This window comes from Streptomyces sp. NPDC001393 (genome assembly GCF_053597455.1).
Genome location: NZ_JBSFIH010000109.1, coordinates 1 through 11,644, shown reverse-complemented (window position 1 = coordinate 11,644; position 11,644 = coordinate 1). Strand labels below are relative to the sequence as shown.

At 69.1% G+C, this 11,644-nt stretch carries 9 protein-coding genes and 3 pseudogenes; 4 read left to right on the top strand and 8 right to left on the bottom strand.

Going from position 1 to position 11,644, the window contains the following annotated elements; translation table 11 throughout:
* Positions 1 to 84: 84 nt before the first annotated feature.
* Positions 85 to 1,272: a thiolase family protein gene (locus ACWC2T_RS44940; protein ID WP_450676067.1), complete on the bottom strand. Its 1,188-nt coding sequence runs from the start codon at positions 1,270 to 1,272 to the stop codon at positions 85 to 87.
* A gap of 441 nt (positions 1,273 to 1,713) precedes the next feature.
* Between ACWC2T_RS44940 and ACWC2T_RS44935 the strand changes: the two genes are divergently transcribed.
* Positions 1,714 to 2,505, top strand: a complete 792-nt coding sequence (locus ACWC2T_RS44935; RefSeq protein WP_450676066.1) for an enoyl-CoA hydratase-related protein — start codon at positions 1,714 to 1,716, stop codon at positions 2,503 to 2,505.
* Positions 2,506 to 2,558: 53 nt separating this feature from the next.
* Here ACWC2T_RS44935 and ACWC2T_RS44930 read toward each other — a convergent pair whose 3' ends face one another.
* Positions 2,559 to 4,328 carry a helix-turn-helix domain-containing protein gene (locus ACWC2T_RS44930; RefSeq protein WP_450676065.1) on the bottom strand — a complete coding sequence of 590 codons (1,770 nt, stop codon included), beginning with the start codon at positions 4,326 to 4,328 and terminating at the stop codon, positions 2,559 to 2,561.
* A gap of 217 nt (positions 4,329 to 4,545) precedes the next feature.
* Between ACWC2T_RS44930 and ACWC2T_RS44925 the strand changes: the two genes are divergently transcribed.
* Positions 4,546 to 5,319, top strand: coding sequence for a CoA transferase subunit A (locus ACWC2T_RS44925; RefSeq protein WP_450676064.1), 774 nt, complete (start codon positions 4,546 to 4,548; stop codon positions 5,317 to 5,319).
* A 46-nt stretch (positions 5,320 to 5,365) separates the two neighbouring features.
* A complete protein-coding gene (locus ACWC2T_RS44920; protein ID WP_450676063.1) occupies positions 5,366 to 6,013 on the top strand; it encodes a CoA transferase subunit B in 648 nt (215 codons plus the stop codon).
* 29 nt (positions 6,014 to 6,042) lie between these two features.
* Here ACWC2T_RS44920 and ACWC2T_RS44915 read toward each other — a convergent pair whose 3' ends face one another.
* The 6 genes and pseudogenes from ACWC2T_RS44915 to ACWC2T_RS44890 form a co-directional block, all read right to left on the bottom strand.
* Positions 6,043 to 6,840 carry an IclR family transcriptional regulator gene (locus tag ACWC2T_RS44915; protein ID WP_450676062.1) on the bottom strand — a complete coding sequence of 266 codons (798 nt, stop codon included), beginning with the start codon at positions 6,838 to 6,840 and terminating at the stop codon, positions 6,043 to 6,045.
* A 158-nt stretch (positions 6,841 to 6,998) separates the two neighbouring features.
* Positions 6,999 to 8,330: an MFS transporter gene (locus ACWC2T_RS44910; protein ID WP_450676061.1), complete on the bottom strand. Its 1,332-nt coding sequence runs from the start codon at positions 8,328 to 8,330 to the stop codon at positions 6,999 to 7,001.
* A gap of 118 nt (positions 8,331 to 8,448) precedes the next feature.
* Positions 8,449 to 9,771 carry an MFS transporter gene (locus ACWC2T_RS44905; protein WP_450676060.1) on the bottom strand — a complete coding sequence of 441 codons (1,323 nt, stop codon included), beginning with the start codon at positions 9,769 to 9,771 and terminating at the stop codon, positions 8,449 to 8,451.
* A 340-nt stretch (positions 9,772 to 10,111) separates the two neighbouring features.
* Positions 10,112 to 10,423 carry a hypothetical protein gene (locus ACWC2T_RS44900; RefSeq protein WP_450676059.1) on the bottom strand — a complete coding sequence of 104 codons (312 nt, stop codon included), beginning with the start codon at positions 10,421 to 10,423 and terminating at the stop codon, positions 10,112 to 10,114.
* Between the two features lie 413 nt (positions 10,424 to 10,836).
* Positions 10,837 to 10,971: pseudogene (locus ACWC2T_RS44895) on the bottom strand (transcriptional regulator); the annotation flags it as partial.
* Positions 10,972 to 11,283: 312 nt separating this feature from the next.
* Positions 11,284 to 11,550: pseudogene (locus ACWC2T_RS44890) on the bottom strand (transposase); the annotation flags it as partial.
* Between ACWC2T_RS44890 and ACWC2T_RS44885 the strand changes: the two are divergent.
* A pseudogene (locus tag ACWC2T_RS44885) lies at positions 11,549 to 11,644 on the top strand (transposase); the annotation flags it as partial. The pseudogenes ACWC2T_RS44890 and ACWC2T_RS44885 overlap by 2 nt on opposite strands.

Below are 11,644 nucleotides of genomic sequence, written 5' to 3'. Positions count from 1 at the left end.
GCGTGGCCCGAGCCAGTGGTACCCGATGCGACGGGACCACTGGCTTCTCGGCGGGGACCCTTCTCGTGTGCATGGCCCCGGGTGTCAGATCCGGCGGAACAGCGCCGCCAGCGCCTGACCGCCACCGATGCACATGGTGACGACGCCCAGTTCCTTGTCCTTGCGGTGCAGCTCCTTCGCCAGCCGTAGGGAGAGAATCGCCCCGGTCGCCCCCACCGGGTGCCCGAGCGCGATGGCCCCGCCGTAGGGATTCACCTTCTCCGCGTCGAGCCCCGCGTCCCGCACGACGGCGACGGCCTGGGAGGCGAACGCCTCGTTCAACTCGAACACGTCGATGTCCGCCGCCGTGGTCCCGGTCTTCTCGAACAGCGCCTGCAGAGCGGGCACCGGGGCGTACCCCATGAGCTCGGGCTCCATCGCAGCGGTGGTCACCGCCTCCAGCGCCACCAGCGGGGTGAGTCCCCGCTGGGCGGCGTAGGACTCGGAGGCGAGAACGACCGCGGCGGCGCCGTCGTTGATACCCGCAGCGTTGCCCGCGGTGACGGTGCCGCCCTTCTGGAACGCCGGACGGAGGCCGGCGAGGCCCTCGAGCGTGGTGTGCGGCTTCGGGTGCTGGTCGAGCTCGACCGTGGTCGGGGTGCGGCCCCCGACCTCGACCGGGACGATCTCCTCGGCGAACGCGGCCTTCGCGGCGTCCGTCGCGGCCCGCCGCTGGGACTCCAGCGCGAACTCGTCCTGCTCGGTGCGGGACACGCCGTATTTGGCGGCGACGTTCTCGGCCGTGACGCCCATGTGGATCCCGTGAAACGGGTCCGTGAGCATCATGACCGTGCCGTCGAGCAGCTCGCGGTTGCCGAGCTTGTAGCCGCTGCGGGCCCCGAAGTCGTAGAACGGCATCGACGACATCGACTCGTCACCGCCCGCGACGACCACGTCGAGGTCGCTCCACCGCATCTCCATCGCGGCGGACCAAAGGGCCTGCAAACCCGATCCGCAGAGCCGGTTGACGGTGTAGGCGGGCACCGAATCCGGGATCCCCGCGGTGATCGCGACCCGGCGGGCGTTGTAGGCGTCACCCCCGACCTGCCCGATACAGCCCATGACGACCTCCTTGACGTCCGCCACCCCGATCCCGGTGCGGTCGAGGGCCGCCCGGGTGGCCGCGGCCCCCAGCTGGTGTGCGGGGACGGACTTCAGCGCACCGCCGAAGCTCCCCACTGGTGTGCGTGCTCCGTCGACCAAGAGAATCCGGTCGGCATTCCGCTCTGGCATCTCGACCCTTCGTCCTCGAGCGCGCGGCACCGGCCGTGCCGCGGACGCGGCGCTCCGCCCTGCATCCTGACCTGCCATCGGCCGGAGGGCCATGTGCTCCCGCACAGTGAGGCGGCAATCTGTTTGTGCTGTGCACATAGGCATTCTCACTGCCGTCACCCACCATTGGATGGCACCCGCGCACCTGCGGCACAGCCACGAGGAGCCCCGATGCCAGGCGGCGCCGTCCACTCGACAGGTTCCGGGCGAGGATCACTCTCGCCCTCGGGATCTCCGCCGTGAGCGGGCCAGCCCGGGCGCCGTCGTCCCCGTTGAGGAGACCGCACCGATCGGTTGACCGACGCCCAGGAGCGGCAGTGCACGCCATCAAGTCACCGCACCGACCGCGCTCCCGGCGGGTGATCGCCGGGAGCCGACCACCCGCGCGAGGAGCCCTCCCCGATGACCGAGTCCCCTACGTACACCATGATTGACAGCAGCGTCCCGCAGCCCGGGGTGGGGCTCATCCGGCTCGACCGCCCCGGGACGCTCAACGCGCTGAACAGCACCGTGGAGCGCGAGATCCTCTCGGCCGCCACCGCGTTCGACGCGGACCCCGAGATCGGGGCCATCGTCCTCACCGGGTCCGAGCGTGCCTTCGCGGCCGGCGCGGACATCGCGGAGATGGCGTCGCGCAGCTTCGCCGAGATGGACGCGGCGCCGCTGTTCGAGGGCTGGGACGCACTCGCCGCCCTCCGCACACCGCTGGTCAGCGCGGTCTCCGGCTACGCCCTGGGCGGCGGTTGCGAGCTCGCCATGCTCTGCGACGTACTGATCGCCTCCGAGACCGCCGTGTTCGGCCAGCCCGAGATCAAGCTTGGCATCCTCCCCGGCTTCGGCGGCACGCAGCGCCTGACCCGCGCGGTCGGCAAGGCGAAGGCCATGGACCTCTGCCTGACCGGTCGGACGATGGACGTCCACGAGGCCGAGCGCGCCGGGCTTGTCAGCCGCATCGCCGCCGCGGGGTCCGATGTCGTGGCCGAGGCGATCGCCGTTGCCGCGGTCATCGCGAAGATGTCGCACCGCGCGACCGCTACGGCCAAGACTTCGGTCAACCGGGCGTTCGAGACCACTCTGGCCGAGGGCGTCCGGCAGGAGCGCACCCTGTTCAAGGCCCGGTTCGCCACGGCGGACCAGAAGGAGGGCATGGCCGCCTTCCTGGAGAAGCGCGCGCCGAAGTTCGTCAACGACTGACGCCGCTGCACGGCGTCGTGCGGCGGGGCCCCGGTCAGGTCCCGCCGCACGGCTCATCCCAGCCGGCCCCGCAGCACGAACACGTCCAGCGCCAGGCGAAGTGTCATCAGGTCGCCCGGGTTGGTCAGCCGCAGGCCCGTGAGTTCGCTGATCCGGCGCAGCCGATAGCCCACTGTGTTGGGGTGGACGTAGAGCCGCCGGGCGGTGTCCCGAGCGGACATGTCGCAGCGGAACCACTCGGTCAGGGTCGTGAGCAGTCCGCCTTCCTTGGCCTGGTCGTCGCCGATGATGGGACCGAGAGTGTCCTCGGCGAAGCGCAGCATCCGCTCGCTTGTGCCCGCCTCCAGCAGCAGGCCCGGCACCCCGAAGCCCGCGATGTGGACCACGCGCGGGGAGTCGGCCGTGAGCAGGTTCGCGGCGCGTAGAGCCACGTCCAGCGGGGTGCGCACGTCGACCAGGGTGGGCGCAGTCGTGCCCACCACCCAGCGGAACTGCCCCTGGCCGGGTTCGCGCGCGTAGCGCAGGACGGTTTCGGTCGCGTCGGACCGCTCCCCGGCGGGCACCAGCACGACCGCCGCCTGGCCCACCGTGCCGACAACGGGCCGGGGCCGCATTCCCCGCACCATGGCGACGAGCGATGCCGCGAGGTCCGCCACTCCTGTCTCCGCGTCGGCCGCCTCCGTAGCGAACGGCAACACGATGATCGGAGTGTGGCAGCTCGTGGGATCGTGCCCGAGCGCACGCGCCCTGGCGACGACACTCTCCGGATATGCCATCGACGCCGGGGAGAGCAGGTCCGCCAGCAGGTCGTTGACGAGCCGGGCTTCGGCGTGTGCCTGTACCTCCAGCCTGCTGCGCTCCACCGCGATCAGGGCGGCACAGCCCTCCACGGCGCGCACGGTGTGCTCGTCGAGCTCGCCCGCACCACGGGGCCGCAGCCACATGCGGATCTGCGTCCGCCCCACCCTCGGCACTGGGACGAGCAGATAACGCCTCTCCCCCGTCGTGGTGGCTCGCCCGCTCGCCATCGCCGCCGCGATGGTCTCGTCATCGACCTCCGCGATTCCGCGAAACGGGGCAGGCACCGTTCTCAGCCCGGCCCTGGTCGAGCTCACGATGGGTTGGCCCTGCTCATCGTCCAGGTAAACGTCCGCGTCGAGTGCCGCGCCGAGGGTTGCAGCGATGCGATGCAGGCCGGCGTCCTCCAGCACAAGGCCCGTCAGGGTGTGTTGCACGTCGCTCAACCTCGCGAGGGCCTCCTTCTGCACTTGCGACGCCGCGTTCGTCTCCCGCAGCGCGGCGAGAGCGAGCCGCTCGCGGTCCCGCCGCCGGGCGGCGACAATGGCGGCGGCCGCATGGTCGCTGAGCAGCGTGAGCTGGTCGAGGTCGTCGTCCTCGATGGATCGGACCGAATCGACGTACCCGGTCAGGGTGCCCATCGGCGCCCCGTCGGCGCCGGGCAACGGGGCCACCACCATCATCCTCAGGCCCTCTTTGCGCATGCTCTCCCGCCAACGCTCAAGGCCCGGTTCGACAAAGGCGTCCGGTACCACGACCGGGCGACGAATCAGCGCGGCTCGGGCGGTCGGCGGGCCCGTGTCCTCAGTGGCCTCGTCCAGCCGGATCGGATGGGCGTTCGCGGTCGCGACGTAGCGTTCGGTCAGCCCGTGAGAGCCGCCGATGTGAAAGGTGCCCGCGCTTTCGTCGAGCACGTAGACGGCGCACTGGCGCAGGCCCAAAAGCTCGCAGGCGTGCCGTGCGATCAGACTCAGGACGTGGGCGAGTTCCCGCTCCTCGTTGATCGCGCGGACGCATGCGGTCATCGCCGACATCCACTGCGCAAGGGAGTGCCGGACGGGTTTCGGAGACACGCGGGAAGACCTCGAACATCGCTTGTGAGAGTCACAACCCTGAGGGCTGTTGGTTGTGCCTCAAACATAGCGTCCGCACGACCGCGGAGGGCAGCATCGGGCATGCCGTCGTGCCCTGGTCCCGGGTGGGACCGGCATCGACTGCCTGGATGCCGCAGGAGGTACAGCAGTGGACAAAGTACGAGGTTCGGCCGCCGAGGCCGTCTCCGACATCCCCTCCGGCGCCACGCTGGCCGTCGGCGGGTTCGGGATCTCCGGGGTGCCGAACACCCTGATCGACGCCATCCTCGCGCAGGGCACGGACGACCTCACGATCGTGTCCAACAACTGCGGAATCGAGGGCTGGGGCCTCGGCACGCTGCTCGGCAAGCGCCGCATCCGCCGGATCATCGCCTCCTACGTGGGCGAGAACGAGGAGTTCGCGCGCCAGTACCTGACCGGCGAGCTCGAGGTCGAGCTGACCCCGCAGGGCACCCTCGCCGAGCGGCTGCGCGCGGGCGGCAGCGGCATCGCCGCGTTCTTCACCGCCACCGGCGTCGGCACCCAGGTGGCCGACGGCGGGCTCCCGTGGAGATACGACTCCACCGGCGCCGTGCAGCTCGCGTCCCCAACCAAGGAGGTACGCACCTTCGCGACCCCCGACGGGCCGGCCCAGTTCGTGCTGGAAACCGCCATCACCGCGGACTTCGGCCTGGTCCGGGCGGCCCGCGGCGACCGTCACGGGAACCTGGTGTTCCACAAGTCGGCGCGTAACTTCAACCCGCTCGCGGCGATGAGTGCACGCGTCGCGATCGCGGAGGTCGAGCAGCTCGTCGAGCCCGGGGACCTCGACCCGGACCAGGTCCACCTACCCGGCGCGTTCGTCCAGCGGGTGATCGCCCTAACCCCCGAGCAGGCCGCGGACAAGCCCATCGAACGCCGAACGGTGCGACCGTCCGCCTGAGGCGTCACCACGCCCTCACCCCCCTCGACACGCGAAAGGTCCCGTCATGCCCTGGAGCCGCGAGAACATGGCCGCCCGCGCGGCCACAGAGCTGTCCGACGGTTGGTACGTCAATCTCGGCATCGGCCTGCCGACCCTCGTCCCCAATTACGTCCCCGACGACGTCGAGCTGATCCTGCAGAGCGAGAACGGGATCCTCGGAATCGGCCCCTACCCGGTCGCGGGCGAGGAAGACCCGGATCTGATCAACGCGGGCAAGGAGACCATCACCGTCCGCCGGGGCGCGTCCTTCTTCGACTCCGCCACCAGCTTCGCGATGATCCGCGGCCACAAGATCGACGCGGCCGTCCTCGGCGCAATGCAGGTCTCGGTCGATGGGGACATCGCCAACTGGATGGTGCCAGGCAAGCTGATCAAGGGCATGGGCGGCGCGATGGACCTGGTCCACGGGGCCAAGCGCATCATTGTGCTGATGGAGCACACCGCCAAGGACGGCTCGTACAAGATCGTCGAGCGTTGTTCGCTCCCCTACACCGGTCGAGGGGTCGTCCAGCGGATCATCACTGACTTGTGCGTCCTCGATGTCACCCCGGCGGGTCTCGAGCTCGTGGAGCTGGCCCCCGACGTCACGATCGACGACGTCCGCCGGGCCACCGAGCCCAAGGTGCTCATCCCCGAACGGGTCGGAAGCTGACCGTGGGCCGGGCCCGACCTGGCCCGGCCTCAGGGGAGCTGGTTGCCGATGACGCTCGCGGAGCGCCGGAGCTGGGACGCGAGCGGGGAATCGTAGTCGAGTTCCGCACCCAGGTCGGCGCCACCCACCCCGAGGGCTCCCATCGGGGCGCCACTGCGGGACCGGATCACGGCGGCCACCGACTGCAGGTACTTCGATGCCTCACCCCGGGACAGCCCGACCCCGTTCGCCTGCCGGATCTCCTCCAGCGTGACGCTCAGAGCGGCCGAGCGCGCCTCACCGATCAGGGCGACGACCTCCTCCTCCGGCAGGTACGCGAGGATGCAGCGGCCCGCCGAGGACGTGTCGATCGGGAACGCGCCGCCGGTATCGAAGACCAGCTCGAGGGGCGTCGACGCGGACCACATCCGCTCGATGATCGTGGCCGTGTCCCCGACCGCGATCGCAAGGGTGAGCGTCCAGGGCTGGTCTCCCATAAGCCGCGCCTGCATGTCGACCATCAGTGGCAGGGCGGCCCGCCGGACCGCGAGACCATCGACGTAACGGTTGCCCAGGAGGGCGGCCGCGGCTCCGATCCCGTACCGGCCGCTGCGCGGCTCGGAGACGAGCCCGGAAAGCACGAGCGTGCGCAGTAGCCGGTGGGCGACGGTCCGTTCGAACCCCGCCTGCTCGGCGACCTCCATGGCGGAGAGAGGTTCGGGCGAGTCCCGCAGGATGAACAGGACCTTCGTGGCCCGCTCGACGGACTGGACGACGGACCGCCGGTCGTGCCCCTTCGACTCGGGTCCGACCACGCCCGTGCTCATGTCATGTGCGCGAAGCGGCACTTGAACCTCCCTGGGACACCGTCGGACCGCCCGCAGGATAGCAAACCTCACAGCTTCGGCGCCATGCGCACGAGATGTGCGCAGGTCCGTACATTGTCGGCCGTCATGCGAGAGGCAGCGCCGGCCCCACCCTCTCGCGGGCGGGACCGGCGCGCGTACTAGGCGGACGTCGCGGGATCGAGGACTCCCTGGGAGGTCTCGCTACGCCGCTTGAGCCGCGTGCCGAGCACGAGCACCGTCGCACCGCTGATCAGCACGGCAACGGCGAGAACCACGATGGACAGCGCATAGCTGCCGCTGGCGTCCCGTACGAGGCCGACGACCTGCGGACCGAAGTAGCCGCCGGTCGCGCCGAGCCCGTTCGCGGTGGACAGGCCCGCGGCAAGGGCCGGGCCGGACAGGAACATCGAGGGGATGGACCACTGGACGCCCAGGCAGCAGAACAGGCCGATCCCGGCGATACAGAAGCCGGTGATCGCGAGTGAGAGGTTGTCCGTGCTCACGAAGTAGGCCGCGAGGAGGAATCCCACCGCGGACAGGACCGAGGCGGCGACGTAGTGCTTGATGCGCTCGCCGGTGCGGTCGGAGTGCCGCGCCCACCACAGCATCGGGACGATCGCAATGACCGACGGAAGAGCGGCGAACCAGCTGACGGCGTTCGCGCCCAGCCCGAAGCCCTGGATGATCAGCGGGATGAAGAAGGTGTAGCCCCACTGGCAGAACGCGAACAGGAAGATCACCAGCACCATCGCGAGCGTCGCCCCGGTGAACATGCCGCGCCCGAAGGAGTGCGGGGTGCGGCCCTTCATGTCTGCGGACTCCTCGGCATACTCGGCCTCCAGCCACTGCCGCTCATCGTCGGCGAGCCAGTCCACCTCCGAGGGCCTGTTGCGGATGATGCGGTAGAAGAAGTAGCCAAGGAGCAGCGGCGGGATGCCGGTGAGGATGAAGACCCAGCGCCAGCCGGAGATGCCCAGCAGGCCGTCTGTGCCGGTCATGACGTGCCCGATCAGCGGCAGTGAGATGCCCGAGAGCGGGATCGCCGAGAGCATGAGGCACAGCGCCATGGCACGGTACTTGCGCGGGATCCACAGCGAGACGAAGAAGAGCATCGCGGGCGAGAAGCCCGCTTCGGCGATACCCAGCAGCATCCGCAGCACGATCAGGCCCGTCGCACCCTGCACGAAGGCGGTGGCGATGGTGACGACGCCCCAGCTGATGACGATCCGGGTGATCCAGACGCGGACGCCGACGCGGGAGACAATGTAGTTGCTGGGGATCTCCAACAGCGAGTACGTCCAGAAGAAGACGCCGCTGATGAGGCCGAAGACCGCCGGCGTGATGCCCAGCTCGGTGTTGAACTGCAGTGCCGTCACCGAGATGTTGACCCGATCCATGTACAGCACGAAGTAGCACAGACCCAGCAGCGGAAGGAACTTCCGCAGCACTTTCCGGGTGGTGCGCTCGGGTAGTGACCGCTCGCGGTTCATGCGTCGACCTCACAGGCGTTGGAAGGTTCGAGAGGGGGCGCCGAAACGCCGCACACTGCGTCGGAGCGCCCGGTGGGCCGAATCCGCGGCGGAGCGGAGGAGCGCGCCGGGATGCCGATCACCGGCGGGGAACCGGGTGTGCCGACCGGACCGCGGCCGACCCACCCTCCTGCTTCTCGGCGTTCTCTGCGGCCCCGGTGGCGCCGCTCGTCTCGACTTCTGCCGGCCCCTCGCCCTGTGCGGTTCCGATCTTCATCGCGCGCAGGGCGAAGAAGGTCAGCACAGCGCCGATCCCGACGACAACGGCGCAGAACATCAGCCCGGAGCCGAAGGAGCCGCTCGTGTCCTTCAGGTAGCCCATCACGCTGGGGCCGATGAGGCCACCGAAGAGCGAGAACGAGTTGACGGCGCCGATGGCGACAGCCAGGACCGCACCTCGGAACATCGTCGCGGGAAGGCTCCAGAAGGCGGGGAGGTAGCCGAGTCCGGCGACCGCGCCCAGGCTGAGACCGATAAGCACCACTGCGTGGTTCGACGCCGTCCCGGCCACGATGAACCCGACGAGGCCGATGGCGAACGGCAGCGCCAGATTGAGGGGACCGCGACCGTACTTGGTCGCGTGCCAGCCGAAGACCGCCACGGCAATGCCACCCACGGCGTAGGGCAGCGCCGACAGACCCGCCGCCGCTGTGTCCGAGGTGCCGAGCGTCTTGATGATCTGCGGCAGGAAGAACGACAGGGTGTAGTTGGCGAGATTACCCGTGAGGTGGGCGATGGCCAGGGCGATGAAGGCAGGTTTGAGCAGCTGCGCATACCGGTGGCGCCCCGTCGTCTTGTCCGCCACCTCCTCGGCCTCCGCCTCGAGTTCTGCTGCCAGCTCGGCCCGTTCGGTCGGGCTCAGCCACTTGGCCTTGTCCGGCGTGTCGACCAGCAGGAAGTAGCATGCGACGCCGATCAGGATGGTGAGGATGGCGGGGCAGATAAACACCCAGCGCCATCCGACCAGCCCGAAGAGCCCGTCGAGGTGCAGGCTCAGGATGCTCAGCGGCGATCCCACGATGGAGGCGACGGGGACAGCAAGCAGGTACAGCGCCATGATCCGGGGCCGTACCCGCGGAGGGAACCAGAGCGACAGGAAGAGCACGAAGGCGGGGGCGGCGCCCGCCTCCGCCACACCGAGCAGCAGTCGCATGATGTAGAACGACGTCTCGCCCTGGATGAACGCCGTCGCACCCGAGACCAGACCGATCGAGATCAGGATCCGGGGAATCCACACCCGCGCTCCGATCCGATGCATCAATGCGTTGGACGGCACCTCGAAGAGGATGTACGTCACAAAGAACAGGCTTGACCCGATGCCGAAAGCGGTGGCGGTGAGCCCGATGTCGCCGTTCATATGGATGGACGCGACACCGATGTTGACCCGGTCCAGGAAGGTCACGAAGTAGGCGCCGATGATGATCGGCAGGACCCTGAGGGCGATCTTTCTGATGGTGGCTCGAGACGTTTGTGTTCGCTCCATTGCAAACTCCTGCCGTAACGAGGTCAGGCCCCGGCGCGCGACGAGGTGGCGTCCCCGGGGAGGGATCGGTAGGCCTTCCTGCGCAAGGGGCCCGCGCGACGGTCGCCATCGCTCATCACCCACTTGCCACTTCGCACGTCGTGTGCGCAATAAGCACGCCCACTGCGTAAAGCGTTCAGATGCTCTGGCATGGCGCACATGTTGTCAAGATGTGGCGCACACGTTGCCAACAGGCGGGTTCGATGGGCAAAGCGGGCATTCAGGCGGTCGGGGTGCCCTCAGTGAGACTCGGAGGTTTCAGGTCCGAAGCGAAGCCCGGCATGTCGCGGAGCAGGAACAGCACCAAGCGCGACGCCAGTTCTGGCCCGAGCCGCCGGGCGGCGCTGCTCGTCCCGTCGACGGTGGACCGGCCGGTGGTCATGCCCGCCGGCGCGGTGATGATCCCGGTGTTCGGGCTCGACCATGAGGTGTGGGGCTTGTAGCCATCGCGGCGCTGGTCGCGAGTCTTGCGGGCGAGGCGGGGCGACGGCTGAGACGCCCCGGTCCGCCGCGGTGCGCCATCGCCCGTCATGCCCGTCGGAATCCTCGGCCGGCTCCACGTCCTGGCCGTCCACCAAGGCGAGTAGACCGGCCACGGCCGTCCTCCGCCGGGCCATGGGCCGATCGACGTAGAAGTCAGGGACGCGGGAGTCCAGCAAGATGAACTGGACCATGTTCGGCGCACCACTCCGGACCGGGCAGCCATGGCGGCCGGGTCCGCCACCGCACGCCGTCGATCAACTGCCGCCGGTCCATATCAGCGGCCGGCCAGACTTCCTGCCCTCCGGGGCAGCGGCTCCAGCAGCGCCCACTGTTCGTCAGCCAGACCTCCACGCGCCACGAACCAAGATCATGGCCCGCTTAAACCTCGCGCTTTCACGAGATGGCCTGTCCGAGGGGTGATCAAAAACACGGAAAGCGCCCCTGACCTGCAACGATAGGACTCATCGCCACCTCCTCCCGACGCAGGCCGGGGACGCGTCGCTTTGCGCCGTCGTACGCGGGGATGCCGGCCCGGGCTGGAGTGATGGCCGCGCGACGCGAGATGAGGAACTCGCGTACGTCGTCCTTCTTCGTCATGTCGACCGCCCTCGGTCGGTGGTGCGGGCCGTGCGCTGGTGCTGGGCCGCACCGGCCGGTTCACGCGAACGTCTTGGCGTCGATCACGAACCGGTAGCGGACGTCGGACGCGGGTCTGGCCCGTAGTCGGTGGTGACGCCGAGTAGCCGTCTGTGATCATGATCTTGTGATCGATGTCAATTCCCTTATGGGGACGGTGTTTTCCGGACTGTCGGAGCTGGTCATTGAGGACGTCGTGGACGGGGGTGACGCAGTGGTGGTCACGGCCCCGCACCGAGTAATTGTCAATTCCTGTGGATCAGTTGAGGTGGCTCAGGCCGCGCTGAGCTCGGGTCGCTCGACGAGCTGGCCGCGTTCGAAGCGGGCCCCGGCACGGACGAGGGCGACGAGGTGGGGTGCGTTCACTGCTCGCCACCGCTGCTGGGCGGACTCGACGAGCTTGAAGACCATCGCGAGGGCGGCGGTGCGCGAGCCGGCGCCGCGGGTGACCTTGGTGCGCAGTCGGACGGTGGCGAAGGTCGACTCGATCGGGTTGGTGGTCCGCAGGTGGATCCAGTGCTCGGCGGGGAAGTCGAAGAATCACAAGCGGGGCGGCAGACGCAGTTTCACCTGGACCGACTACCGCGACCTGCTCATCGCCGCGCACCAACAGCTCGGCGCACCCATTGTGCTC

Excerpts from the sequence above, each read along its gene's own strand:
- ACWC2T_RS44920 (WP_450676063.1), top strand. The coding sequence starts at position 5,366 with ATGCCCTGGAGCCGCGAGAACATGGCCGCCCGCGCGGCCACAGAGCTG.
- ACWC2T_RS44900 (WP_450676059.1), bottom strand. The coding sequence starts at position 10,423 with ATGACGGGCGATGGCGCACCGCGGCGGACCGGGGCGTCTCAGCCGTCG.
- ACWC2T_RS44910 (WP_450676061.1), bottom strand. The coding sequence starts at position 8,330 with ATGAACCGCGAGCGGTCACTACCCGAGCGCACCACCCGGAAAGTGCTG.
- ACWC2T_RS44930 (WP_450676065.1), bottom strand. The coding sequence starts at position 4,328 with ATGACCGCATGCGTCCGCGCGATCAACGAGGAGCGGGAACTCGCCCAC.
- ACWC2T_RS44935 (WP_450676066.1), top strand. The coding sequence starts at position 1,714 with ATGACCGAGTCCCCTACGTACACCATGATTGACAGCAGCGTCCCGCAG.
- ACWC2T_RS44940 (WP_450676067.1), bottom strand. The coding sequence starts at position 1,272 with ATGCCAGAGCGGAATGCCGACCGGATTCTCTTGGTCGACGGAGCACGC.